This window comes from Luteibacter sp. SVR4-7G, assembly GCF_056755555.1.
On sequence record NZ_JBPGXO010000009.1, the window covers coordinates 52,653 to 79,401 of the forward strand.

Consider the following 26,749-nt stretch of genomic DNA (forward strand, 5'->3'; position numbering starts at 1 on the left):
TTCCTATGGTCGGGTGTTGCGTCTCCTCCCAGGATCGTCCCGACCATGCGCCATTCCCTTCCGCTGGGCATCTGCCTCGCGTTGACCGCCGTTGCCTGCTCGCCTTCCGCCCCGCCGGCACCCCCGCCGCTCACCGACTTCACGAGCAACTCGGGTGCGCCCCTCACGCCGGAGCAGCAGGCCGTCAGCTTCGAGCATGCCGACCTGCACTTCCGAGTGGACCCGGTAGCTCGCCGGCTCGAAGGCGATACCACGCTGACTTTCCAGTTGAAAGCGCCGCTCAGGCGCATGGTGCTCGACCTCGACCGCAACTTGCCGATCGACGCGGTGGAAGTGGATGGCCAGCGCCTGGCCCAGTCGGCCTACCGCAATACCGATGGGCACCTGGAAGTCGACTTCCCGCATCCGCTGATTGCCGGCGACACCACCTCGATACGCGTGATCTATCACGGCCGGCCCCATACCGCGGTCAAGCCGCCGTGGGATGGCGGGATGGTCTGGTCGACCACGCCGGATGGACAGCCGTGGATCGCCACCGCGGTCGAAGGCGAAGGCTGCGACATCTTCTGGCCGTGCATCGACCATCCGACCGGACGGCCGAAGCTGGTGGACGAATACGTGACCGTGCCGGCGCCGCTGGTGGCCGTGGGCAATGGCGTGTCCATGGGCATGGAAGAGAAGGACGGCATGCGCACCTACCACTGGCGCGCGCACGAAGTGAGCACGTACGGCATCTCGTTGAACATCGGCCCCTACCGCGAGCTTTCGGGTACGTACAAGAGCCGCTTCGGCGACAGCTATCCGATGAATTACTGGTACGTGGACGACGAAGCGAAGGCACGGGCCTTGTTCGCCGAGTTCCCGCAGACGCTCGACTACCTCGAGGGCACCATCGGCCCCTATCCGTTCCGTTCGGAAAAGATGGGCGTCGTGGAGACGCCGTATAAGGGCATGGAGCACCAGACCGTGAACGCGTATGGCAACGACTACGCCAAGACGCCCTACGGCTACGACGATCTCCTGCAGCACGAACTTTCGCACGAGTGGTTCGGCAACCAGTTGACCAACGCCAACTGGGACGACATGTGGCTGCACGAGGCCTTCGCCACCTATATGCAGCCCCTGTATGCAGGCTACCTTGGGGGCCAGCAGGCGTACTTCTCCACCCTGATGCGCCTGCGCAGCATCGTGGCCAATCATCACCCGATCGTGTCCGGCACGCCGCGCCGCGAAGAGGACGTCTACAACGACGAGCGCGGCGGCCCTGGCCAGGACATCTACAACAAGGGTGCCCTGATGTTGCACACCCTGCGCAACACCATCGGCGACGAGGCGTTCTACCGCGCGGTACGCCTGATGGTGTATGGCACCGAGAATCCGCTGCCGGGCAACTTCTCGCCGCGCTACGGCACGACGAAAGAGTTCATGGACATCGTCGACAAGGTCACCGGCAAGGACATGCGCTGGTTCTTTAATGTTTACCTGTACCAGGCGGCGCTACCCGACCTGCAGGTGAAGCGTGAGGGTACGGTCCTGCACCTGACCTGGTCGGTGCCGGGCAACGGCCCCTTCCCTCTTCCGGTGGACGTCAAGGTCGGCGACCGCGTGCTGACCCTGCCCATGACCGACGGACGTGGCGATGTGACGCTTCCGGACGAGCACACCTTGTACGTGATCGACCCGGAGTCGAAGCTCCTCCGTCGCGATACCGCGATGGAAGCCTTCAGCGAGTACATGAAGCAACACAGGCCCAAGCACCGGTAGCAGTCCGGGCAAGCCCTTCTCCCGCCGGCACGCCGTGCCGGCGGGAACGGGAATGCCCTGTATTACCTGCCTTCGAACGCGGCCTGGATCTTGCCGATGTCGATCTTCCTCATCGTCATCATCGCCTGCATCGCACGTGCCGCGGCGGCACTGTCGGGGCTGCTGAACATCGGGATCATCTGGCGCGGCACGATCTGCCACGAGAGGCCGAACCTGTCCTTGAGCCAGCCGCACATGCCCTCGCTGCCGCCGGCGCCGAGCTTCGCCCACATCTCATCGACCTCGGCCTGCGTTTCGCAGTCGACCATCAGCGATATCGCTTCGGTGAACGGGAAATTCGGGCCGCCGTTCAGCGCCAGGAGCTGCTGGCCTTCGATCTCGAAGCGGACGGTGAGCACCTTGCCCTTTTGCGACGGCACGGCGTCTCCGTAATGCGATGTCTCCAGGATGCGGCCGTTCCTGAAGATCGAAAGGTAATGATTGACCGCCTCCTCGGCGTTGAAGTCGAACCAGAGGCAGGGCGTGATCTTCGCTGGAACGGTCATGGCAGGGACTCCCTCTTCACGGCTGGAAAAGACTGCTCTGTGCGCTAGTGAGGCTGGCGAAACTGTCGTTCAACGGCGCGAGGATCGCGTCGGCGATGGGCTGCAGCTGGCTCGACAGATAATGCTCGTAGTCGATCCGGGAGACGAGTGCTTCCAGTGGCTCCGGCCCGTTCACGGTCATCACGTAGCTGATCCAGCCCCCGTTCTGGTAGCGCCTCGGGCGACCGTTCCGGGCGTTGTATTCGTCTGCCAGGCGCGCGGCGCGCACCTGCGGGGGCGTATTGCGCTGGTAGTCGCTCAGCTTGCCGCGCAGCCGCTTGCGATAGACCAGCTGGTCGTCCAGCTCCCCCGCGACCAGGCGCCGCGCATGGTCCTCGACGAAACCGGCGTACGGCTGCTCCTTGAAGATGAGGAGGTAGAGCGCCTGCTGGAACTTCTGCGCCAGCGGCGTCCAGTCGGTGCGCACGGTCTCCAGTCCGCGATAGACCACCTCTTCGCTGCCATCCTCCCGCACTACCAGGCCGGCGTATCGCTTCTTGCTGCCTTCCTCGCTGCCACGGATCGTCGGCATGAAGAACCGCTGGTAATGCGTGTCGAATTCGATCTCCAGGGCACTTTCCAGGCCTATCGTGCCGGCGAGGTGTTCGCGCCACCAGCGGTTCACCTTTTCCACCAGCACGTCCGCGATGGCTTCCGCCTCCGCCTCGCCGCGCCGCTGCTTCAGCCAGATGAAGATCGAATCGGTATCTCCGTAGATGGCTTCGTATCCCTCCGCCTCCACCAGCTCGCGCGTGCGGCGCATGATTTCGTGGCCGCGCAGCGTCACCGCCGAGACCAGCCGGGGATCGAAGAAGCGGCAGTCGCGGGCGCCCAGCACGCCGACGAACGAATTCATCAGCAGCTTGAGGGCCTGCGAGAGCGCCTGGTTGCCGAGGCGCTTCGCCTCGTCGCGGCGCTCCCACAGCTGGGTGACAATGGCGGGAAGGCAGTGCTTTTCGCGCGAGAAGCAGCTGCCGTCGAAGCCCGGCACGGCCGCCGCCGGATCGAGCAGACCCTCCACCAGGCCAACCGGGTCGACGAGATAGGTGCGGATGATCGACGGATACAGGCTCTTGTAGTCGAGTACGAGCACCGAATCGTAGATGCCGGGCCGGGAATTCATCACGAACCCGCCCGGGAACGGCGCATCGGGAACATCGCCGACATTGGGTGCCACGTAACCGGCGCGATGCATGCGTGGCAGATAGACATGGCTGAAGGCCGCGATGGACCCGCCGAAGTGGTCGGCCGCGAGGCCGGTCACATGGGCACGCTCGAGCAGGAATTCGAACAGCTTCGCCTTGGCGAAAATCCGTGTCACCAGTTCGCAGTCCTTGAGGTTGTAACGGGCCAGCGCGACCTTGTCCTCGCGGAACCGGCGATCGATCTCGGCCATGCGGTGGTACGGGTCGTCGATCGCCTTGCCCTCGCCAAGCAGGGTCTGGGCGATGTGCTCGAGGCTGAAGGACGGCGAGCTCCACTGCGCGGCACGCAGCGCCTCGATGCCGTCGATCACCAGGCGCCCTGCCGTTGGGGCGAAGAGGAAACCCTCGCGCGTTCCGTGTGCGCGCCACTCGATCGGCTGCCCTCCGCGCGCCAGCAGCAGCGGTACCCGATGCGTATCGGCGTGCCTCTGCAGCAGGTTCAGGTCGAACTGGATGAGGTTCCAGCCGATGATGGCGTCGGGATCGTGTTCGTGGAACCACGCATTCAGGCGATGGATGATCTGCCCAGGCTCGGCGACGTATTCGAGGTCGAAGTCGTCCGGCACCTCCGCGCCCTTCGCCGCCTCCCCGAGCATGTATACCTGCCGCTGTCCGCATCCTTCCAGCGCCACGGAGTACAGGTCGCCATGCGCGCTGGTTTCGATGTCCAGGGACACCGCGCGCAGCGCCGGCCGGTAATGCGCCTCGGGCGCCAGCCTGGGGTCGAGAATGCGGTCGCCATCCACGACACCGCCTTCGACGTTCACCGCGGCCGTGATGAAGCGCTCCATCATGAAGCGCTCGGCCGGCCGCACGTCCGCTTCGTACAGGGCGACGCCGCGTTCCCGGAGACGGCGCTCGAGCAGCACCATCTGCCTGTAGCTGCGCGTGTAGACGCCCAGGACCGGTTCCTGGGCGAAGGTCTTCAACGGCAGCGCGCGCAGTTCCGCGGCGCCGGCCCGGCGTGCCGCCGTCTCGACCTCCGCCTGCCGCGACGCCACGGCGAACGCCACCGACGACTGCGCCGAGACGATGACCAGCCGGGGACCGTCGTCCGTGGCCAGCCAGAACTCGAGGTCGGTCCCGTGTCCGGTATCCCGCCAGCGGCGGGTAAGGATGAAGCCCGGGCGGCTGGGTAGACTCATCTCCCAATGATACCTGCCCGCCCTGACTGCACCGATCTACGGCACGACAGCAGAGCCTGAACGAGCCATTAGGAAAACGTGCAGACGATGCGTGCTTTGTATTAACGCCGTCATGACGCTGCTGCCTTAATGCCGACACAATGACGACGTTTACTTGACGCGTGTCGCAAAAACGGCACTCATCGCTTTGAGGCATCCAGGACGCCCTCTATGCTCGGGGCAGTGAATCGATCCGCCATTCCCCATGTAGCGGAGGATCGATATCGGCGAAGGACATCGTGTTCCACCACGAACGGCGTCGGCACGGGCAGAACGTCAAGCCCGCCGGAGAACGTGCGCCTCATGACCCCGGTAACGCACCAGGCAGGTGCGAAAAGCGTTCGCCCCATCAGGGCTGCGCCGCATCCTGCTGCAAAAAATATAGTCGAATCAAACACATGAGCGCATGCAGCTTACCGACCCATTCAGACTACTAGCGATATAAACGTCTAGACGTCCATTCAGATTCGGGAAAGACGCAGCCGCATGACGACTAAGATTGATCTGGTTCATGACGACGACACTATCGATCTCAATGCGTTGTTCGGTACGTTGCTCGACCACAAGTGGCTCATCGCGGCCATCACCGGCACGTTCTTCGTGGCCGGCGTGCTCTACACGATGCTTGCGACTCCCATCTACCAGGCGACGGCCGTCGTGCAGGTGGAGCAGAAGACCCCAAGCCTCCCGGGCCTGAGCGATCTCACCCAGTCCCTGGGCACGACGGCATCGCAGGCCACCACCGAGATCGCGCTGATCACCTCCCGTCTCGTCGTCGGCGCGGCGGTGGACGACCTGCGGCTGGACGTGCAGGTGCAACCGCAGCGCTTCCCCCTGATCGGCGACTACCTCTCGCGTGGCCGCAAGCCAGGCCAGCTCGCAGCCCCCCGCTTCGGCCTGAGCCGCTATGGCTGGGGCGGCGAACTGGTGGACATCTTCAGGCTCGAAGTGCCCGATACCCTCATGGGCCGGAAGCTCGAGCTGCGCGCCGGAGAGCGCGGGCATTACGGCCTGTTCGACGACGACGGCAAGCGCATCCTGGACGGATCGGTGGGACAGCTCGTCCACGCTGCCGGCGTGACGATGCAGCTCAAGCAGCTGGTCGCCAATCCCGGGACACGCTTCGACGTCGTCGTCCAGCCCAGGCTGAGCACGATCGGCAAGCTGCAGGGCGATGTCGTGGCGCTCGAGCAGGGCAACGATTCCGGGATCATCGGCCTTACTTATAACAACGCCGATCCCGACCTGGCGCAGCAGATCCTGGCGCATATCACCTCGGCGTACGTGCGCCAGAACGTGGAGCGCAATTCCGCGGAAGCCGCCAGCCAGCTGCAGTTCGTCAAGGACCAGCTGCCCAAGGTACGCCAGGAGCTGGACCGGGCACAGGCCGCGATGAACGACTTCCAGACGAAGTCGCACTCCATCGACCTCAGCATGCAGACCAAGGGCCTGCTCGACCAGATCGTCGCGGTCGAGAACAGCATGCAGCAACTGCACCTGCAGGAAGCGGACATCGAGCGCCGCTTCACGCATGACCATCCGGCCTACAAGGCGCTGCAGCAGCAGATGGGACAGCTGCAGGCGCAGAAGGACAAGATGCAGAAGGAAGTGGGCGACCTGCCGGATACCCAGCAGCAGCTGCTGAAGCTCAATCGCGACGTCCAGGTCAGCAGCACCACGTATACCAGCCTGCTCAACCAGGCGCAGCAACTCGACATCGCTAGGGCGGGCACGGTGGGCAACGTGCGCGTCGTGGACACGGCGGCGGTGGACAAGACCCAGCCGGTGCAGCCGCGCAAGGCCCTCATCGTCATCGTCGCCACCTTCCTCGGCGGCTTCCTTGCCCTGGCCCTCGTGTTCCTGCGGCAGATCCTGAACCGCGGCATCGAGGATCCCGCCGCCATCGAAGACCTTGGCCTTCCGGTATATGCGTCGGTGCCGCTTGGTTCCGGTCCCGGCGTGCGGGCACCGAAAAACCGGCACGGCAAGCCCCCGCGTGGCCCACTGCTCGCCATTGGCTCGCCGTCGGACCTCGCCGTCGAAGCGATCCGCAGCCTGCGTACCAGTCTGCATTTCGCGCGGCTCGAGGCGAAGAACAACGTGCTGATGATCACCGGTTCCAGCCCTTTCGCAGGCAAGACCTTCGTCTCGGGAAACCTCGCGGCGGTGATCGCCCAGGCAGGCCAGCGTGTGCTGCTGGTGGACGGCGACATGCGTCGCGGCACGCTGCACCAGGTACTCCGGGTCGAACCCAAGCCCGGACTGTCGGAGCTCCTCGTAGGCGAGGCGGAACTGGCCGACGTGGTGCAGCCGGGCCCGTTGCCGAACATCTCGTTCGTGGCCCGCGGGCGCGTGCCGCCCAACCCGTCCGAACTGCTGATGCACGAGAACTTCACCCGGTTCATCGCCGCCGTGGTGCCGTCCTACGACCTGATCATCATCGATACGCCGCCGATCCTCGCCGTGACGGACGCGGCCGTGATCGGCCACCACGCCGGCACCAGCCTGCTCGTCGCCCGCTTCGGGCTGAACAAGGCACGCGAACTGGCCTTGGCGAAACAACGCTTCGAACACAACGGCGTGGAGCTCAAGGGAGCCATCTTCAACGCCGTCGAGCGCCGCACGTCCGGTTATTCCACCTACGCCTACTACAAGTACAAGGCCGATCCGGCCTGAGCCGCGAGAAGCGAAGACCATGACGCGCATCCTGATCGTCGGAAACCACACCTGCGGAAACCGCGGCGACTGCGCCATCCTGCGCGGCCTGCTCGAATGCCTGGAGGACGCAGTCCCGGGAAGCAGGATCGACGTGACCAGCCGCTTCCCGGTGAGTTCCGAGTACCTGCTGGGGCGCTCCCTGCTCCCCGACATCCTGAACGGCTATTACCTGGACGCAGGCAGGAAGCGTCTCGGCGGAATGCGTTCCAGCCTGCTGCGCCGGCTGGTGCCCTGGCTGCTGCACGGGCACCTGCGACGACGATGGTGGGCCAAGTGCATTCCCCTGCCCCGGCTGCATCGCAAGTACATCGCCTCGCTGGCGGAGTACGACGTGGTGATCCAGGTGGGCGGCTCGTTCTTCGTGGACCTCTACGGTGCCACCCAATACGACCAGGCGAGTTGCGCCCTGCTCGCCGGGCGTCCCGTCTACATGCTCGGCCACAGCGTGGGGCCCTTCCAGCACGCGTTCTTCCGCAAGGTGTCGCGGGACGTGATGGCCCGGGTCGACGCGCTCGCATTGCGCGAGGAAGTCAGCGCGCGACACATGCAGGAAGCCGCCATCCCGCAGGAAAAGCTTCGCTGGACCTCGGACACCGCCTGGCTCGTGCACCCGGGCCCGCCGGTGGAGGTGGATATGGCGAAGCCCACGGTCGCGGTCACGTTCCGCGAACTTGCGCCGTTCGACAAGCGCCTGGGGGTGACCCAGGCGCAGTACGAACGCGCGTTCGCCCAGCTGCTGGATGCGGTGATCGACGCCGGTTTCCACGTGCGTGCGTTCTCCACCTGCACGGCCATCGACGGCTACCCGAAGGACGATCGCATGATCGCCCTCAAGGTGCGCTCCCGTCTTCGCCGGCCGGAATCGTTCGAGGTCGAGATGGACGAACTGAACGACGTCCAGCTCGGCCGGCGTCTCGGCGCCTGCGTGCTCACCATCGGCACGCGCCTGCACAGCGCGATCATCTCGATGAACTTCGGCACGCCCTCGGTGGCGCTGAACTATGAGCACAAGTCCGAAGGCATCATGAAGCGGCTTGGCGTCGACGATCTGGCGATGCCGGTGCACTCGCTGCTCGACGGCACGCTGCGCGACAAGGTGCTCGCCTTGCTTGGCGACACCGGCCTGCGCGCGCGGGTGGCGGCCGCCGTGGCCCGCGAAAAGGCCTTCGCGCGCGAATCCCTGCTCGCCACGCTCGCTATCGGACCCTGAGCCATGCCGGTACTCTTCGTCCTTCCCGAGTTTCCCAGGTATTCGGAAACCTTCGTCATCGACCAGATCGTGGGCCTGCTCGATCGCGGCTTCGACGTGCGCATCCTCGCCGTGAGCCGCGGCGCCACGCCGGCGCCAGGCGACATCGTGTCCACGCGCGGCCTGATGGATCGCGCGACCTTCATTTTTCCGCACGCGGCGAGTGCGTCGGCCGGCTGGCAGATAGCGCTGCGCCGATTGTGCCAGGTACTCCCCGGCCTGCCCCGCCGCCGCGTGCGCCGTGCGCTTTCGGTCAGGCGCTACGGCCATGCCGCGAAGAGCCTCGTCCTCGCCGGCGCCGCGCGGCGCCTGCGCGAACCGCTCAGGGCGCGCGCGATCATCGCGCATTTCGGTCCGAGCGGCGTGCTCGCAGACCATCTGCGTGCGCTGGGCCTGCTAGAAGGTCCGCTTTACACCGTATTCCACGGCTACGACCTCTCCCAGCACAGCGTGCTCGCGCGCCATCTGGGCGACTACCAGCGACTTTTCGCCAGGGGTGAGCACATGCTGCCGATCAGCGCGGCGTGGAGCCGGAAGCTCGTTTCGCTCGGCTGCACGCCGGAAAAGATCCACGTGCACCGCATGGGAGTCGACCTCGAAAGCTTCCGTTTCGCGCCTCCGGAACATCGGGTGCCGGTGCAGGCACGGCCCCTGCGCGTGCTCTGCGTCGCGCGCCTGGTCGAGAAGAAAGGCGTGGCATACCTGTGCGACGCGGTGGCGCAGCTGGCCTGGCGCCGTGTGCCGGTGGAGCTCGAGGTGATCGGCGACGGTCCGCTGCAAGGCGAACTGGAGCGATTCGTGGCAGCGAAGGGACTCACTGAGCGAATCTTCATCCGCGGACGCCGGGACAAGGCCTATGTACAGGCAGCCCTTGCCCGCGCGGACGTCTTTGCGCTGCCGAGCGTCACCGCTACGGATGGCGACCAGGAGGGCATCCCTGTCTCGCTCATGGAAGCCATGGCGAGCGGCGTGCCCTGCCTTTCCACCGTGCACAGCGGCATCCCCGAACTGATCGAACACGGCCGCTCGGGATGGCTGGTGCCGGAACGCGACGTAGATGCGTTGGCCGACGCGCTGGCCAGCGTCCAGCGCGGAGACCACGACCTCGCTGCCATCGCCCGGAACGGGCGTCGCACCGTGGAAACCCACTTCAACCAGAGCCGGCTTCACGACCAGCTCGCCGCCCGGTTGGCCTAGGAGACCCGCGCCATGTCGTCCACCAGACGCGACGCCTTATGGACCGCCGGGTCCACCCTGGTCAGTGCCGCCAGCCAGCTGCTCCAGATCGCGGTGCTCGCCCATCACGTCGATGCGCACCTGCTCGGTGCCTTGGCCATCGTCAACGTGGTGAACGCGATCGCCACGCTGCTGCAGGACATGGGCCTCAGCAGTTACCTCGTGCACCGGCAGGACATCACCCGCCCGGAACGCACCTCCCTGTTCATGATCAGCACGGGACTGGGGCTGTTTTCCGCACTGGTGCTGTTCATCGTCTCCTACCCCATTGCCGACTTCTACGGTTCGGAGGTCCTCGGCGGCCTGCTGCGCCTTTCCACCGTGAACTTCGCGCTGCTCGGGCTCGCCGCGCAATACCAGGCGAGCCTCATCAAGTCCTTCCGCCTCCCGGAACTGGCGCGTATCGAAGTGGGTGGACGCCTGTCCGGCCTGGCCACCCTGCTGATGCTGGTGCTCGTCTTCGGCGCCTCCATCGAAGCAGCGGTCTACGCGATGATCGTCAACAGCCTGGTGCGGCTGGTGTGCTTCCTGGCTGCCGCCGACCGCGACTGGCACCCTGGTCGCGTGTACGACCGCCTCATCGTGCGGCAGGCACTGCGTTATGGCGCGTTCCAGCTTGGCTCGCAGGTGATCAACCAGCTTCGCAGCCAGGCGGACCAGATCATCCTCGGCAAGTTCCTGGGCCTCGCCGCACTGGGTGTCTATTCGCTGGCGAAGGAACTGGTGCTGCAGCCCACCAAGCTGATCATGCCGGTGGTGCAGCGGCTGGCCTTGCCCCGGCTGGCGACCCGACAGGACGATCCCGCAGCGCTTCGCGGCTTGTACCTCGCCGGGTTGCGCGGCGTATCGGTGGCCGCCGCCGGCGTGTTCATCATGCTGGCGGTGTTCGCACCCGCCGCGGTAACGATCCTGTACGGCCAGCGCTACGCGGGCGTGTCGCACCTCATTCCCTTGATGCTGCTGTTCGGCATGCTGCGCCCCCTGGGCTCGCTGATCGGTGCGCTCAGCCAGAGCCTTGGCCGTTCGGACATCGAGTTCGGCTGGAACCTGAGGATATGCGGCGTGACGCTGCTGGTGACGGTGATCGGCGCGTACTCCCGCTCGCTCGACGTCATGGCGATGGCGCTGGCCATCAGCCAGGTGCTCGCGACGGTGCTTTCGTACTACTTCTTCTCCTCCAGAATCATCCGCATCACGGCCCGTGAATTCTTCAGCTCGTGGACCGTGGAGAGCTTCGTGCCCTACGCCTTCCTCATGCTCGCGGTGGCGATCTACCCCGCCGAGGACTGGAAGGCCAGCGTGGTCCGCTTCGTGCTCGTCACGCCGCCGCTGCTGTGGGTGGCCTGGCGCACGCGCGACATGTGGCTCAACCGCTTCGCACAACCGGTAGGCGCCTGATGAACGGAACGACCGCACCCCTGGTCAGCGTGTACATACCGACGCGAAACCGCTCGGCCCTGCTGCGTCGCGCGCTGGACTCGGTACTGGAGCAGACCTGGCCAAGGATAGAGATCCTGGTCTGCGACGAAGCCTCGACGGACGACACGCCGGAGGTGCTGGCCTGGTATACCCGCTGCCATCCCGGCAAGATCATCGGCCTGCGCAACGACACGCCGCAAGGTGCCTGCCGGGCACGCAACCGTTGCATCGAGCACGCATCGGGCACCTATGTCACGGGCCTCGACGACGACGACTTCTTCCATCCCCAGCGGATCGAGTGCCTCGTCGACCTTTATCGCCGCCACCAGCCCTCGTTCGCGTGCAGCCGCTTCCGTTATTTCCAGTCCGTTTCCCAGGTAGCCGCACTGCGCGACCGGCTCCACGACGGGACGGAACTGGCGAAGGCCGATCCGCTCGGGCTCCAGGACTTGCTGTACGCCAACCTCGCCGGCAACCAGATGCTTACCGAGCTGTCGCGCATGCGCGAGCTGGGGGGGTTCGACGAGGCCATGCCGTCCTGGCAGGACTACGACATGTGGATCCGCCTGGTCGACCGCTTCGGCCCGGCCGTGCGGGCACGCACGCTGCTTTCCTTCGTCGACGACGACCGCTCGCGGGCACGCATCCGCAACTCCAGCAAGCGCGCCGAAGGCAGCGAGCGCTTCATCGCCAAGCACGCGCGGCTGATGAATGCCGACCAGCGGCGCAACCACCGCAACATCCAGTACGTGATGAACCGGGAGCGGCCGCCGCTGGGCGAAATCGTGCGCAACGTGTCGCTGGGCGGATACAAATCCACCATCAAGCTGTTGCTGCACAAGTTCTTCGGCGTGGCGATCGGATGAAGATCAACAAGACACGTGCCGCCGCCGTCGTCCTCATGGCGATGCTGTTCGTGCAGGTTCCGCTGACTCACAGCTCGGCCAGCAAGTCGCACGTGAACGTCTACCACATCCTCCTGCTCCTCATGCCGGTGATCTATGTGCCGGCGCTGCGCCACCTGAAGTTCAACCCGGCCACCGCGTTCATCGCCACGATGGCCCTGACTTCGCTCGCCGCGGCAACCCAATACGGCGGCGGCATGCGCTCCACCCTGATCGTGTTCGTGGCGGCGTCGTACTTCCTCGGCGTGGTGTTCGGGCGGAAGCTTCCGGACCTCGACCTGCGCCGCATCTTCGTGTGGGTGCTCGGCTGCTGCATCGTCTTCATCCTCGTTCGCGACGCGGTCTACGCGGGGCAGCTGGGTGCCGTGTACGCTCGCAGCGAGGCGGCGTCGGGCGTGCTTTACATGTCCACGGGCGGCCGCAATATCGAGGCAAGCCTGCTGGCGCTCCTGTCCATCCTTCTCCTGGGTACGCGCGCCTACCCCATCGCCGCGGGGATCGCCTTCCTCACCAGCGCCATGATGCTTTCCCGCGCCGGCCTGGTCGGCGCGGCGGTGTCCATCGGGATCGCGGCATATCGCGCCCGTAAGACCCGCTCGTACTACCTCTACACCTTCCTCGGCATTGCGATGATCGTGCTGATCGGCGGGCTCGTGGTGTCTTCCGTCGTGGACATTCCCGTCCTGGACCGCTTCAACCTCCAGGCCGAGACGCAGCTCGAGCACAAGAACGTCGGCCGGCTGGCCTTGTGGAACAGCGCGACGCAGGCATTGGAGAAGAACCTCTTCGGCTACGGGGTCGGTAATGGCGTCCCGCTGATGGAGCAGATTTCCGGCCTGACCTTCGTGGAGAACAACGTCCACGACATCTACCTGCAGTTCCTCCTCGAAGGCGGCGTGCAGTCGCTGCTGCTGTTCCTGGCGATGGTGGGACACATCCTGTTCCGCCCGGCCGAGGGTCAGCAGCGCAACATCAAGGCCTTCCTGCTCTGCTACCTGATGCTGGCCTTCATCGAGTTCAGCGGGTACGAAGCCTATTTCTGGTTCTTCGTGGGCATGTTCTACGCACGCAACGATCTGCGCCGCGTCCGCCTGCGCCAGGAGTCCGCCAGGCGGCCTGTAGGAGCGGACCTGTCCGCGACAGCCTTTCGCGAAGCGCCACAGGCCCTGCTGCCTCATGGCGAAAAGATGTCGCGGACAAGTCCGCTCCTACAAGGGGATGGGCATGTTTGAGGACTTTCGCGCGGACGTGCGCCGTTACAAGAGTTTGCCCGGATACCGCGGCATGCTCTGGTGGGTGCTGGACCAGTCGTTCTGGGTGATCCTGTGCTATCGCGTGATCGCCGCCGCCCGTGGCAGCCGGCTGCACACGCCGCTGCGCGTGTTCGAGAAGGTCGCCGAATTCGTCTTCAAGTGCTACCTGCCGACCACGACGAGGATCGGTCCCGGCCTCGTGATCTATCACGCCTTCGGCGTCATCGTGAACGGCAAGACCACCATCGGCGCGAACTGCACGCTGTACGCGCGCGTCTGCATCGGCAACCGCTGGCCCGGCGACGGAACCCCGGTGATCGGCGACAACGTCACCATCGGCACCGGCGCGTGCATCTTCGGACCCGTGGTCATTCCGGACAATGCCGTGGTGAAGGCCAATGCCGTCATCACTCCCTCTTCCCTACCCACGCCACCTGTTGGAGCAGCGTCATGAGCGAGGCCGACGTGCGATTGTCCATTGTCATCATCACCTGGAACGAACTGGATAACCTCGAGCGCTGCCTGCGATCCCTGCTGGACAAGGTCGACTTTGCCCGCGACGAGGTGATCGTCGTCGACAATGGCTCCACCGACGGCAGTGCGGAATTCGTCGCGACGCTTCCGCAGATCCGTTATCTCCCGCTGGAACGCAACTTCGGCGTCGGCCCGGCACGCAACCGTGGGCTGTTCCTTGCCCGGGGCAAGTACTGCATGACCCTGGACAACGACACCATCTTCCTCACCGACGATCCCGGCAGCATCGTGGACGCGTTCTTCCAGGCCTACCCGGATGCCGGCGTCGTCGGCTTCGAGCTGCTCAACGTCGATCGCAGCCGGCAGGATTCGACCCGACGCTTCCCGCGTTTCTACCAGCCGATCGCGGCGCGCCTGCCGTTCAGCCGCAGGCTCGGGTTCGTGCGGCGCGAGCTCGAACGCCACCTGATGCTGGACACCCGCTTCGACGAAGGCCGCGACCCCATGGAGGTCGATTACGTACTCGGTGCCAACCAGACCTTCACCAAGGAGGTAGCCGCGCTGCTGATGGGCTACGACGACCGCATCTTCTTCGGGCCGGAGGACGCGGAGTTCTGCGTTCGCACGCGCAAGATGGGCCTGCGCAATTACTACAGCCGGAAGATCTCCGTGATCCACGACTACAAGCGGCGCACGCGCAAGTTCTCCAGGCTGACCATCAAGCACCTCGCCGGCTTCGCCTATATGCTCAGGAAGCACGGCGGGGTGTACCGCTACTCGCTCAGCGAGCGGCGCTGAGGGCCCTTCATCATGGACCGTCGCGCCTTCCTCCAGCGGACCGCCTTGACACTGACCGTGGCTGCCATCCTGCCGCTGCGTGAGGTCGCCGCCGGGACCGGCGTCGGCAAGCGCTACTACGTGGACAGCGCCGCGGGAAACGACGGACACGACGGAAGCAGCGCCGCGCAGGCCTGGCAGAGCCTGCGCAGGCTAAACCAGACCCGGTTCGGACCGGGCGACCGCGTCTTCTTCAAGCGCGGCGGCGACTATCGTGGGGTATTCGAGCCCATGGGTTCCGGCCGCGCGGATGCCCCCGTAGTGGTGGACGCCTATGGCGACGGCGCGCTTCCCCACCTGCATGCCGACGGCGATGCCGCCTCCACGGTGCTGCTGCGGAACGTGAAGTACTGGACGTTGCGCAACCTGGCGATCTCCAATCGCGGTGGGCAGGCCGCACCGCGCCGGACGGCCCTGCACCTCTTGCATGAAGATGCCGGCGTCGTGCACGGGATCGTGCTGCAAGGCCTGCATATCCACGACGTCAACGGCTCCCCGGTCAAGAAGGACGGCGGAGGCAGCGCCATCCTCGTCGAAGCCAGGAGCAAGGGCCGTCCCACGCGTTACGACGGCCTCACCATAGAGGACAACACGATCGAGCGCTGCCAGCGCGACGGCATCCTCTTCCTTCGTGCGGGTACCCGTGCAGGAGGCCTGGCTACCGACGTGGTGGTTCGCGGCAACCGTCTCAGCGGCGTCCCCGGGGATGGCATCCTGGTGAAGGGTTGCGACGGCGCACTCGTGGAACGCAACACGGTAAGCCAATGCGGCGACCTTCCGCGTGGCGAGGCCGCCGCCGGCATATGGCCGTTCGACTGCGACAACACGCTCATCCAGTACAACGAGGTCAGCGGCCACAAGGCCCCGGCCGACGGCCAGGCCTACGATGCCGATTTCCATTGCCGCGGCACGATCATCCAGTACAACTACAGCCACGACAACGCCGGTGGCATGGTCCTGGTCTGCAACGACGGAAGGGGTGCGCAAGGCATCGGCAACACCGGCAGCATCGTGCGTTACAACGTCAGCATCAACGACGCCTTGCGCAAGAGCGGAAGCGCTTCATTGCGCATCTCCGGCCCGGTGGACGGCAGCCAGATCTACAACAACATCATCATCATTCCCGGCAAGCCCGACCCGGGTTCCCAGATCACCGTGTTCAAGGCGACCAGCTGGCACGGCGTACCCAGCGGCACGGCGATACACGACAACATCGTGGTGGCCCCGGGATCGCCGGGCATCGACATGAAGCTGGCGAAGCAGACACGGTTGGGCGCGAATCACTTTGCCGGGAACACGAGCGTGCTGGAGCGCTTCCGCACCCGGCGGCCTGCGCTGGCGGAAGTGAATGCCCTGGTAAAGGCATGCTTCGCGAACGGCAAGCCCGTTCCCGATGCCATGGACCGCATCGCCCGCCTTGCCTGACGGCCGCTACCACTGCGCGGCCTGCATGTCAGTAACGCGGCTGCAGATGCCAGCGCCACGCGCTGTCCAGGATGTCGTCGAGCACACCGATCCGCGGCTGCCAGCCGAGCCGCTCCCGCGCCTGCAGGCTCGAGGCCACGAGCGTCGCGGGATCGCCCGGCCGGCGGCCGGCGATCGTGTGCGGCACCTCGCGTCCCGTGACGCGCCGGGCAGCCGCGATGACCTCGCGCACACTGAAGCCTTCGCCATTGCCGAGGTTGAAGGCGAACGCCCCTTCGTTCTCCTCGAGGAATTCCACCGCCAGGAGATGAGCCGAGGCGAGATCGTTCACGTGCACGTAGTCACGCACGCAGGTGCCGTCGCGCGTCCCATAGTCGTCACCGAACACCTTGAGCCCGGGACCATGCCCGAGCACGGCTCGGAGCAGGTTGGGAATGAGATGGGTCTCCGGCTGATGCGATTCGCCGATGGACCCGGAGGGATCCGCGCCAGCCGCGTTGAAATACCGCAATGCCACGGATCGCAGGCCATAAGCGCGATAGGCGTCGCCCAGGACGCGCTCGATCATCAGCTTGCTCTGCCCATACGGGTTGATCGGCTCGGTCGGGTGGGTCTCGTCGATGGTCTCGCTGCGCGGGTTGCCGAACACGGCGGCCGTCGACGAAAACACGAGCCGCTGGATACCTGCCTCGCGCATCGCGGCCAACAGCACCAGGGTGTTGGCCACGTTGTTCCGGTAATACTGGTAAGGATCCAGGACCGATTCGCCCACCAGCGAGCGCGCGCAGAAGTGCATCACCGCGTCGAACTCATGCGTCGCGAACAGCCGCCACAGCGTCACCGCATCGCCGATGTCGCCGTGGACGAACGGCACATCGGGGCTCACCGCCTCGCGGTGACCCGTCGACAGGTTGTCGTAGACGACCACCTCATGCCGGTTCTCGACCAGGTAGCGCACCATGTGCGAACCCACGTAGCCCGCCCCGCCGCAGATGAGAAACTTCAATCGATACCCCGCCAGGATAGTGGATGCAGGTATTCAACCGGCCTCCTTGACCTGCACATCCCCTGCCGGTGCGACCGCCGAAGATGCCTCGCTGTGCACGAAGCCCTTGAAGATCGTAAGGAAGATGATGCGCAGGTCGAAGGCCAGCGACCAGTGGTTGATGTAGTAAAGATCGAACTCGATGCGCTTGACGAGATCGGTATCGCCGCGCCATCCATTGATCTGTGCCCACCCGGTGATGCCCGCCTTCACCAGGTGCTTGTGCATGTAGCCTGCGATCTCGCCCTTGAATTTCTCGACGAACATCGGTCGTTCCGGACGTGGCCCGACGATGGACATGTCGCCGCGCAGCACGTTGATGAACTGCGGCAGCTCGTCGAGGCTGGTCTGGCGAATGAAGCGGCCGAAGCGCGTGGTGGTCTTGGCCTGGGCGTTGCCCCATTGCACGGCCTTGTTCTTTTCCATGTCCACTGGCATGGAGCGGAACTTCAGCATCTCGAAATCCTTGCCGTCCAGGCCGACGCGGCGCTGCCGGTAGAGCACGGGCCCCGGGCTGGACAGCTTCACGCCGATCGCCAGGACGAGCATCAGGGGACTGATCATGAGCAGGATGGCGGCCGCTATCACGCGGTCCTCGATGGCCTTGAGGATCCATGCATGTCCCAGCAAGGGACTGTCGCGCAGGGTCACCAGCGGCACGCCGCCGCAATCCTCCATACGCTGGTTGATCAGCTGCCGTCCCAGCATGTCCGGCACGAACTTGACCGTCATCACGCGCTCTTCCATGCGATCGAGCGCATATCCGATGGCGCGGTGCGCGCTCACCGGGAGCGCCACGAGTACTTCGTCCCATTCGCCGCTGTCGAGAATTTCGTCGATGTGCAGAAGCGTACCCGCGGAGGGTATCCCGTCGGGAACGCCCTGGTCGTAGGACGTGGAGACGTAAGCGGTGATGACCATGCCCAGGCCGGGATTGGCCTTCACCTGCTGCACCATGTGCAAGCCGGATTCGGTCGCGCCGATCAGGAGGCAGCGGCGCATGCCCACGCCGCGGCGGCGCAAGTACCACAACGTGGCGACTGCCAGCTGCCGCACGGATGCCATGAGTGCCAGGCCAAGGAAGAACGTGAGCGTGACCCACGCGCGCGAGTACAGGTCGCCGACTTTCAGCAGGTAGCCCAGCGCGATCAGCGCCGCGAAGCCTGCGGTCCACGATGCGGCGATGCAGCAATACTGTTCGAAGGAGCGTTCCCCGAGCGGCTGCTCGTACGCCCGCAGAAAGACCGACGCAGCCAGCGTCGCAAGCATGAGGATGATCAGCGCCACCGCATAGAGGCTGCTCATCCGCAAAGTGTCGAAGCGGATGAAATAAGCGAGGTAGCCAGCCACTACCGCGCAGATCGGGTCGCTTGCCCGGATTTCGAGATCCAGCAACGCGTTGAATTTGGACAATTGCATGACAAGTACCTTCTGCCGAAGCGGGAGGCGCCGGCATGGCCGGACTGCCCAGGTACGCGTCCCCACTGTAGGACCGGACGACCCGTCATGCGACGGGCGCCCCATCCGACACGTTTCGTATGCGCCCCCGGCACCGGGGACGCCGTCACTGAAATGTCGTACTTAATCCAGCGCGACACCTTCATGCTGCACCGCGGGGAAAACATCAAGCAATCCACCAACCGTAAATCTGGGAGTGGTGTCACAAAAACAGTCGCCTGCAGCGCACGTTCAGCGTATTGCCTTGACCGTGGAACATAGTTGTCGGTGAATGAAACACTCATCGCGCCGACGCAAACCGCGTTCATGAATGTGATGCGGACACACTCCCCTTCCCTTGGAGAATCAAAGTGAGACGTCTACTCGTTGCATGCGCTCTTCTCGCCGTGACTGCCCCGTTATGGGCGCAGAGCCAGCGGCCAGCCAATGTTTCCAACCCGTCCGACGGCGCGCCGGATACGCCGCGTAAACCGCGGGTCGCCATGCCCAACGAGGCTCGCCAGGCCGCGCAAGGCGCTATTTCTCCCGCTCGCGTCGGCGCCGGCACGGCAGCCATGGCTGCGGCGTCGGGCGCCACCGCCAACGATGCCAACGGCACGGGCAATGATGGAACCGGTGGCACGGGCGGTACCGGCGGCACGGGCGGTACAGGTGGAACAGGCGGCACGGGAGGAACGCATTGATCCATATCGACAGGCGTCTGGACGTCTAAATGGCCGTTCGGTTCCTGAATATTCCAGGGCGGTTAATGTTCGATCGGTTTAAGTACATCGATGGCTTCACCGCACGACGCCACGCAAAGGATTTAGTCCCTGATGAAGTTCCTGCCGACTCTCGGTCTGGCCGGGTGCTGTCTTTTTCTCCAGGCATGCATCCTGGCACCCGGCCAGCACATGAAAACCGGCGAGTTGAACGACAAGGAAAGCGCGACTGGCAGCCGTTACCAGCTCGTTCCGATCACGCCGAAGCTGATCGCCATGGACCGTGCCAGCGCCAACGTGCCGGGCATCGATCCGGAGCTCACGTCCTATAAGCCCGATTCCTATCGCATCGGTCCCGGCGATTCGCTCTACATCACGGTGTGGGAACACCCCGAACTGACCTCCCCCGCCGGTTCGCAGCAGCAGACCGCGGCCAACGGCCGCCTGGTGCGTCCCGACGGCACGCTGTTCTATCCCTATGTGGGGCTGCTGCACGCCGCCGGCCTCACCGTGGAAGAACTGCGCACGGCGATCACCGACCGGCTTACCAGGTACATCGAGAAGCCGCAGGTCGACATCAGCGTGGTCAACTTCGCCAGCCAGAAGGTCACCCTCAGCGGCGCCTTCGTGAAAACCGATCCGCAGAACATCACCGTCACGCCACTGACGTTGAGCCAGGCCATCGGCTCCGCAGGTGTCAATGCCCAGCTGGCGGATCTCTCCGACGTGGTCCTGCGCCGCGACAACCGCGAATACCACCTCGACCTCGACGCACTGTCGCGTTCGCAAAACGGCGGACAGGACATCTACCTCAAAGGCGGCGACAGCATCTACCTGCCTTATAACGACCGCCATGAGGCCTACGTGATCGGCGAAGTGCTCCGTCCGCAGGCCATCGCGTTCAAGACCAGCGATCTCACCCTCACGCAGGCACTCGGGCGTGCGGGCGGTCTCAACCAGACCAGCGCGCGCGGCAAGTCGGTGTACGTCATCCGCGGCGTGGAAGACTTCGAAAAGGCACCGGCAACCGTCTACCAGCTCGACGGCACCTCGCCTTCCGCGTTCGCCGTGGCCGCGCAGTTCTCGGTGAAGCCGGGCGATGTCGTCTTCGTCGGTCCCGCCGGCATCACGCGATGGAACCGCTTCATCAGCCAGCTGTTGCCCCTTTCCGGGTTGATCAGCAACGCGGCCAACGCGCAATACAACCTGGATCGCGACAGCCAGCTCTGAGCGCAGTCGCTCCATTCATCCTTCGAAACTGTACAGGCGTCACAAATGAAGGTCACCATTTTCGGCACCGGCTACGTGGGTCTGGTTACCGGTGCCTGCCTCGCGGAGATGGGCAACCACGTGGTCTGCGTGGATGTGGACAAGGCAAAGGTCGACGGCCTGCGCCAGGGCGTCGTTCCCATCTTCGAGCCCGGGCTCGAGCCGATCGTCAAACGCAACCATGCGTCGGGGCGGCTGAATTTCACTACCGATCCGGCGCCGGCCGTCGCGCACGGCGAACTCATCTTCATCGCCGTGGGCACGCCCCCCGATGAAGACGGCAGCGCCGACATGAAGTACGTGCTGGGCGTGGCGCGGACCATCGGCGAACACCTCGAGGGTTATGCGGTGATCGTCAACAAGTCCACCGTGCCCGTGGGCACCGCCGACCGGGTGCGTCAGACCGTGAACGAAGCACTGGTCGCGCGCCAGGCCGCGGCCGACTTCGACGTCGTGTCCAATCCGGAGTTCCTGAAGGAAGGCGACGCGGTGGAAGATTGCCTGCGCCCGGATCGCATCGTCGTGGGCTCGTCCAGCGAGCGCGCCGTGGCGCGGCTGCGCAAGCTCTATGCGCCGTTCAACCGCAACCGCGACCGCATGGTGGTGATGGACGAGCGTTCGGCGGAACTGACCAAGTACGCCGCGAACGCGATGCTCGCGACCAAGATCAGCTTCATGAACGAGATCGCGAACATCGCCGAGCGCGTGGGCGCCGACGTGGAGCTGGTTCGCCAGGGTATCGGCGCGGATCCACGGATCGGCTACCACTTCATCTACCCGGGCGTGGGCTATGGCGGCTCCTGCTTCCCGAAAGACGTGCAGGCACTCGAGCGGATCGCCCGCGGCCACGACTACGACGCACGGCTGCTCGCAACGGTCGAGGCCGTCAATGCCGAGCAAAAAACCCGGCTCTACAGCCAGATCCTCAGTTACTTCGACGGCAACCTGTCGGGAAAGACGGTGGCGCTGTGGGGACTGGCCTTCAAGCCCAATACCGACGACATGCGCGAGGCGCCAAGCCGCAAGCTGATGGAAGCCCTCTGGGCGGCGGGCGCGCGCGTGCGGGCGTACGATCCCGAAGCCCGGACCGAAACGCAGCGCATCTACGGCAGGCGTGACGACCTCGTGCTTTGCGACGACGCATACGACGCGCTGGAGGGCGCCGACGTGCTGGCCCTGGTCACGGAATGGAAGGCCTTCCGCAGTCCCGACTTCGCACGGATCAAGGCAGGGCTCGCACGCCCTGCCATTTTCGACGGCCGCAACCTCTACGATCCCAAGGCCGTCGAGGATGCGGGCATCGCTTATTACGGCATTGGACGCGGCCGCTCGTTGCAGCGCTGAGGGCGCTTCGATCGTGGCCCGTCGCGACCTACCTTCCATGCGCGTGTTTCGACGGGTCCTGTTTTCCGGCGGCGTGGGACTGGTGCTGGCTGGTCTGGCCGCATGCTCTTCCGTATCGCGAGGCAGCCTGGAATCGGTACGCCTTGCGATGCAGCGCGAGACGGTACATCCCACCGCGGCATCGGTGGCGGCCGTGCCTTATTTCCAGATGCAGGCCAATGGACCCGATGGCGAAGCCATCCTGGTCCTCGCCCGTGTCGGAAACGGTGAACTGGGCTGGTACGGCAGCGGACACGATGCGGTCGTCACCCGGGACGGACTCGTGGTGAAAACCGTGGGCCTGCCGCAGAACCTCGACGGCACGGCTTTTCCCGCCGCCAATCCGTTCCGCGAAGGCCTGCAGCACCTCCGCGCTCCCCTCGATTACGCGCGCAGGGTCGACTGGTCGCCGGGCTATCGCTATGGCATCGAGCTGCGGGCCCGGCTGGAGCCCGGAGCGATGGAAGACGTCGATATCCTCGGCACGGTGCACCGCCTGCGCAGGGTGGACGAGCACGTCTCGGTGCCATCGCTCGGCGTGAGCATGACCAATCGTTACTGGGTCGATCCGGGCGATGGTTTCATCTGGAAAAGCCGGCAGTACGTCGCGCCGGGGCTGCCGCTTGAGCTGATCCAGTTGCAGCCATACAAGGAAAACGCGACCGGGCCCGTCGCGGGGAAACCGGCTGCGGTGGCCCGCCCGGCAGGTGTACGCCTCTCGGTGGTCGCGGCGAGCCTGGCCGATCCCGATGCCTACCTGCTCGGCGGCGCATGGCTGCAGCCATCCCTGCAACGCGACCAGCTGCGCCTGCGCGCAGGCCTGGTGTACGAACTCGGCGCGATTCGCCTCAAGGCATTGGGTGCGGAGGACATGGAACTGTCCGGCGCAAGCAAGGCCTTCGAGGCGTGGTTGTCGGCGCTCCCGGTCACCGGAAGGCGAACAGGCGCTGTATTGGACCCGGCGCGGCTGGACGTGACGCCTGCGGAAGACTGGCCCATGCGCGAAGGCGACACGTTGGTCTATCCGCGCCGCCCCACCGATATCCGCGTGGTGGGCGCCGTCGAGAAAGCCTGTCGCTTGGCCCAGGTGCCGATGCAGGATGCGCGACGTTACCTTTCCGCCTGCCCCGCGTCGGCGGCAGCGGATCCCGATACGATCTACATCGTCCAGCCCGACGGCGCCGTGTTCGAGCAAGGCATTGCCTTGTGGAATCGCGATCCGCCGCGCCCCCTCGCACCGGGTGCATGGATCTATGTGCCGTTCGACAGACGCGCCATCGCAGGTGCGGCGGACGATACGTTCAATCGCGATGTCGCCGGCTTCCTCGCCACCCAGGTGCTCGACGAAAGCGGTGCGCGCTGATGCGGCGGGGCACCTGGCATGGCTGCTTCCGCACCGCCTTCGTCCTGCTCGCGGGCGGCGCGTCCATCGCGCATGCACAGGAGGCGTACACGCAGAGCGATTTCGGCGGCGTGGGCCTGCTGCAGACGCCGACCGCACGCATGGCACGCGAGGGGGAATTCAGCTTCGTACTCAGTCGCACCACGCCCTATACCAACTACAACGTATCGATGCAGCCCCTGCCCTGGCTCGAAGGGTCGTTTCGCTACACCAATGTGAGCAATCGCCTGTACGGCCCACGTTCGCTCAGCGGAAGCCAGACCTATAAGGACAAGTCCATCGATGCGAAGATTCGCCTCTGGGAGGAGAGCCGCTGGCTTCCCGCGGTGGCCGTCGGCGCCCGCGATATCGGCGGTACGGGCCTGTTCTCCAGCGAATACGTGGTGACCAGCAAGCGTGCCGGGCCGTTCGACTTCAGCGTCGGGCTTGCTTGGGGCTACATGGGTGCGCGTGGCGACATCGCGAACCCTCTGGACATCATCAGCGACCGCTTCAGGACACGTCCTACGGGCGGCACCGGCACGGGCAAGTTCAGCACCAACAAGTTCCTGCGCGGGAGGCCCGGCTTCTTCGGCGGCATCGAATACCGGTCGCCGTGGGAGTGGTTGCTGCTGAAGGCGGAACTGGACGGCAACGATTACAGGCACCAGCCGCAGAACAACAACCAGCCGCAACGCTGGCCAGTGAACCTCGGCGCGGTGTTCCGGATCAATCGCAATGTCGACCTGACAGTGGGCTACGAACGCGGAAACGTCGTTACCGCCGGCCTGAACCTGCACAGCAACCTCGCTACGCATGTCGATCCGCCGAAGCCGTTCGATCCAAAGCCGGAACCGGTGGCGGTGGAAAGTACGCAGGCGGATGCGCAACCGGCGGAGCGAAAGGCACCGGAACAGGTCGACTGGTCCGCGGTGGCGAAGAATCTCCACGAAAACGCGGGCATCGACGTCTCGCGGATCGGCCGGCGTGGCTCGGAACTGGTCGTGCACGGCGAGCAGCAACGCTTCTTTTACCCCGCCGAAGGCGTCGGCCGCGCCGCGCGCATCGTCGACAACCGCGTGGACGAAAGTATCGGCTGGCTCACGGTGTCCAGCGAACGGAATGGTCTTCCCACCGTGGAAACCAGCATCCACCGGCCCCGCTTCATCGAACTGCTGGACAACCGCCTCGACTTGGCCGACTTCCGCCGGAGCGTAGAGCAGGATCCGGTGACGTCACGCGACGAGGAGGTGCTGTACCGTGCGCCATTGAAGCGATTCACGGGAGGTGTGTCGCTCGGTTACCAGCAGAACCTCGGTGGCCCCGATGCCTTCGTCCTGTACCAGGTATACGGCGCCGCTTCGGGCACGTTCAACTTCAGCCGCAATCTCTGGCTGGACGGCGTGCTCGCGGTCAACCTCGCCAACAATTACGACAAGTTCAAGTACGACGCACCCAGCAACCTTCCCCGCGTACGCACCAACCTGCGCCAGTACCTCACCAGTTCGGACGTGACCTTGCCCAATTTCCAGCTCACGGGCACGCATCGCCTGGGCCAGGATCTTTACGGACTGGCGTATGCCGGCATGCTGGAAAGCATGTACGCGGGCGCCGGTGGGGAAATCCTCTATCGCCCCTTCGGCGAACGGTGGGCCGTGGGCGCGGACCTCAACTGGGTGAAGCAGCGCGGCTTCGACCAGGATTTCTCGCTGCGCCGCTATCGCGTGATAACCGGCCAGGCCACCGGCTATTTCAATACCGGTTTCCACGACGTCACCGTGGCGGTGAGCGTAGGCCGCTACCTGGCCGGCGACTGGGGCAGCACCGTGGATATTTCGCGCGAATTCCACAACGGCGCACGCATGGGCGCATATGCCACGATCACCAATAAATCGGGCAGCGCCGGTTACGGCGAAGGCAGCTTCGATAAAGGCATTTATGTGTCCATTCCTTTCGACATGCTGCTGCCGCATTCCTCGCGCAGCCGCGCGACCCTGCTCTGGCAACCGCTGATCCGCGATGGCGGCGCGCGCCTCAACAAGCGATATACCCTCTACACGCTTACCAACGACCTGGACGGCGACCTCTTCGACAAGAACCTGGAGAAAATACGCGAATAGGCCCTAGCAGGCTGTTGAGAATCAGATTTTTTCGCACCGAATCATAGTCGCCTCTATCGTGGAGGTCGTGATGGGCGATTTTTTTCGGTGCCCAGTTGCCCCCAAAGCAATGTCTGCTCACGTCGGTGAGGGATGCCACCACTGTCCTATGCCACGCGCCTTGATGCCGCACATTCGAAGCGCCGCTACGAAGTCCTGCGTGTCGTAACTTTTATCCACGCCAAGCGTGGCGCCGCGTTTGACCTCAGCCTTTCTCGGCGACGCCGAAGCACCATCGCGTTCGCCTCTCCCGCTTGGCGCACATCCACGGCCACGGTGAGGTGGTGGCGGTTCCCCGGCGGAATCGACGGCCGTCCTCCGAACGCGTATTGCCCATCCAGAAGATCGTCCAAGTATCACATCGACAAGAATGCGGAGTTTACGAATGCTGCCGGATGTCTTAACTATCCTGATGAAGCGTGGTGCTGGGATACAATCGCCCCTATCCCGCTCTGCATCGTAAAACGGAAAGCTATTCATGAATGCGATACCGGACCTGGCAGAGAGTTGGATTAAGTTGCAGACAATTGACGAATCTTCGTCGGAGTACAAAGCTTTGTTTCCAGCCTCGACGATCCTGTGGGAGCTGAGCCGCAAGAACCCTTCAGCGTGCCTTTCCACCATCGAAGAGATTGCTGGAAAGACCCGCGATGAACGTTTGCTTGGCAATCTCGGAGCCGGACCGCTTGAAGACCTATTGGTCGCACACGGCGACGCTGTCATCGCCGAGGTAGAGCGCATTAGTCTTAGGAGTGAAAACTTTAGAATGGCCGCCAGCTGTGTCTGGCGCCGCACATCGATGAGCGACTCGCTTTGGGCTCGTTTGATGAAACTTCGAGCTTGATCGAGCCGCGAGGCTTAATGACGCGACGCAATGACCGCGACATCAAGCGGTTCTCTCAGGCGTTCTCGCGTTCGATTCAAGCTGCGTGACTTAGCGCTTGCATCCTCATGCGAGGATGCGAGCAGTCATGCGAGCACCGAGATGAAGTGAATAACGCGGGATCTAAAGAAGCATGTGCCCTCCTCGCCGCCTATGGGATGCATCTCTTCCTTCGTGAGCACTCGGTCCTTCGATAGACGCCCATGCAAGATGGCAG

20 protein-coding genes are annotated in these 26,749 nt (G+C 64.6%); 16 read left to right on the forward strand and 4 right to left on the reverse strand.

All coding sequences use genetic code 11. The annotated features are described in order from the left end of the window. The first annotated feature begins 45 nt into the window (after positions 1-45). Positions 46-1,764: a M1 family metallopeptidase gene (locus ACR9ZH_RS05260; RefSeq protein ID WP_481289709.1), complete on the forward strand. Its 1,719-nt coding sequence runs from the start codon at positions 46-48 to the stop codon at positions 1,762-1,764. A 62-nt stretch (positions 1,765-1,826) separates the two neighbouring features. Here ACR9ZH_RS05260 and ACR9ZH_RS05265 read toward each other — a convergent pair whose 3' ends face one another. Both ACR9ZH_RS05265 and ACR9ZH_RS05270 read right to left on the reverse strand, forming a co-directional pair. Further along, positions 1,827-2,309, reverse strand: coding sequence for a VOC family protein (locus ACR9ZH_RS05265; protein WP_481289710.1), 483 nt, complete (start codon positions 2,307-2,309; stop codon positions 1,827-1,829). Positions 2,310-2,325: 16 nt separating this feature from the next. Further along, positions 2,326-4,698 carry a DNA polymerase II gene (locus ACR9ZH_RS05270; RefSeq protein ID WP_481289711.1) on the reverse strand — a complete coding sequence of 791 codons (2,373 nt, stop codon included), beginning with the start codon at positions 4,696-4,698 and terminating at the stop codon, positions 2,326-2,328. A 525-nt stretch (positions 4,699-5,223) separates the two neighbouring features. On the opposite strand from ACR9ZH_RS05270, the gene ACR9ZH_RS05275 reads away from it, so the two are divergent. Genes ACR9ZH_RS05275 through ACR9ZH_RS05315 form a run of 9 tightly spaced genes read left to right on the forward strand, consistent with a single transcriptional unit; the run spans position 5,224 to position 16,253 of the window. Continuing rightward, on the forward strand, positions 5,224-7,413 hold the full coding sequence (locus ACR9ZH_RS05275; protein ID WP_481289712.1) for a polysaccharide biosynthesis tyrosine autokinase: 2,190 nt from the start codon (positions 5,224-5,226) through the stop codon (positions 7,411-7,413). Positions 7,414-7,432: 19 nt separating this feature from the next. After that, on the forward strand, positions 7,433-8,665 hold the full coding sequence (gene wcaK, locus ACR9ZH_RS05280; protein ID WP_481289713.1) for a colanic acid biosynthesis pyruvyl transferase WcaK: 1,233 nt from the start codon (positions 7,433-7,435) through the stop codon (positions 8,663-8,665). A gap of 3 nt (positions 8,666-8,668) precedes the next feature. Next, on the forward strand, positions 8,669-9,901 hold the full coding sequence (locus ACR9ZH_RS05285) for a glycosyltransferase (RefSeq protein WP_481289714.1): 1,233 nt from the start codon (positions 8,669-8,671) through the stop codon (positions 9,899-9,901). Between the two features lie 12 nt (positions 9,902-9,913). Continuing rightward, positions 9,914-11,338 (forward strand): lipopolysaccharide biosynthesis protein, encoded by a 1,425-nt coding sequence (locus ACR9ZH_RS05290; protein WP_481289715.1) that lies wholly within the window; start codon positions 9,914-9,916, stop codon positions 11,336-11,338. Further along, entirely contained in the window at positions 11,338-12,225 is an 888-nt protein-coding gene (locus tag ACR9ZH_RS05295) for a glycosyltransferase family 2 protein (RefSeq protein ID WP_481289716.1), read from the forward strand. The genes ACR9ZH_RS05290 and ACR9ZH_RS05295 overlap by 1 nt, the downstream gene beginning before the upstream one ends. Beyond that, a complete protein-coding gene (locus ACR9ZH_RS05300) occupies positions 12,222-13,496 on the forward strand; it encodes an O-antigen ligase family protein (protein ID WP_481289717.1) in 1,275 nt (424 codons plus the stop codon). Before ACR9ZH_RS05295 ends, ACR9ZH_RS05300 begins: the two co-directional genes overlap by 4 nt. Next, a complete protein-coding gene (locus ACR9ZH_RS05305; RefSeq protein WP_481289718.1) occupies positions 13,489-13,971 on the forward strand; it encodes a serine O-acetyltransferase in 483 nt (160 codons plus the stop codon). The genes ACR9ZH_RS05300 and ACR9ZH_RS05305 overlap by 8 nt, the downstream gene beginning before the upstream one ends. Further along, positions 13,968-14,789, forward strand: coding sequence for a glycosyltransferase (locus ACR9ZH_RS05310; RefSeq protein ID WP_481289719.1), 822 nt, complete (start codon positions 13,968-13,970; stop codon positions 14,787-14,789). Before ACR9ZH_RS05305 ends, ACR9ZH_RS05310 begins: the two co-directional genes overlap by 4 nt. A 12-nt stretch (positions 14,790-14,801) precedes the next feature. Beyond that, positions 14,802-16,253, forward strand: a complete 1,452-nt coding sequence (locus tag ACR9ZH_RS05315) for a right-handed parallel beta-helix repeat-containing protein (RefSeq protein WP_481289720.1) — start codon at positions 14,802-14,804, stop codon at positions 16,251-16,253. Between the two features lie 28 nt (positions 16,254-16,281). On the opposite strand, the gene galE is transcribed toward ACR9ZH_RS05315, so the two are convergent. Beyond that, complete coding sequence (gene galE / locus ACR9ZH_RS05320; RefSeq protein ID WP_481289721.1) at positions 16,282-17,259, reverse strand: UDP-glucose 4-epimerase GalE; 978 nt, start codon at positions 17,257-17,259, stop codon at positions 16,282-16,284. Positions 17,260-17,292: 33 nt separating this feature from the next. Continuing rightward, the gene (locus ACR9ZH_RS05325) at positions 17,293-18,717 is read right to left on the reverse strand and encodes an undecaprenyl-phosphate glucose phosphotransferase (RefSeq protein WP_481289722.1); all 1,425 of its coding nucleotides are present in this window, start codon (positions 18,715-18,717) and stop codon (positions 17,293-17,295) included. Between the two features lie 425 nt (positions 18,718-19,142). Between ACR9ZH_RS05325 and ACR9ZH_RS05330 the strand changes: the two genes are divergently transcribed. From ACR9ZH_RS05330 to ACR9ZH_RS05355, 6 genes are all read left to right on the forward strand, one after another. Continuing rightward, entirely contained in the window at positions 19,143-19,439 is a 297-nt protein-coding gene (locus tag ACR9ZH_RS05330; RefSeq protein ID WP_481289723.1) for a hypothetical protein, read from the forward strand. A 132-nt stretch (positions 19,440-19,571) separates the two neighbouring features. Continuing rightward, complete coding sequence (locus ACR9ZH_RS05335) at positions 19,572-20,687, forward strand: polysaccharide biosynthesis/export family protein (protein ID WP_481289724.1); 1,116 nt, start codon at positions 19,572-19,574, stop codon at positions 20,685-20,687. A 45-nt stretch (positions 20,688-20,732) separates the two neighbouring features. Continuing rightward, positions 20,733-22,070, forward strand: coding sequence for a UDP-glucose dehydrogenase family protein (locus tag ACR9ZH_RS05340; protein WP_481289725.1), 1,338 nt, complete (start codon positions 20,733-20,735; stop codon positions 22,068-22,070). A gap of 37 nt (positions 22,071-22,107) precedes the next feature. Continuing rightward, positions 22,108-23,472: a YjbF family lipoprotein gene (locus ACR9ZH_RS05345; protein WP_481289726.1), complete on the forward strand. Its 1,365-nt coding sequence runs from the start codon at positions 22,108-22,110 to the stop codon at positions 23,470-23,472. Then, complete coding sequence (locus tag ACR9ZH_RS05350; protein WP_481289727.1) at positions 23,472-25,610, forward strand: YjbH domain-containing protein; 2,139 nt, start codon at positions 23,472-23,474, stop codon at positions 25,608-25,610. The genes ACR9ZH_RS05345 and ACR9ZH_RS05350 overlap by 1 nt, the downstream gene beginning before the upstream one ends. Positions 25,611-26,127: 517 nt before the next feature. Continuing rightward, the gene (locus tag ACR9ZH_RS05355) at positions 26,128-26,493 is read left to right on the forward strand and encodes a DUF6869 domain-containing protein (protein ID WP_481289728.1); all 366 of its coding nucleotides are present in this window, start codon (positions 26,128-26,130) and stop codon (positions 26,491-26,493) included. Positions 26,494-26,749: the final 256 nt, after the last annotated feature.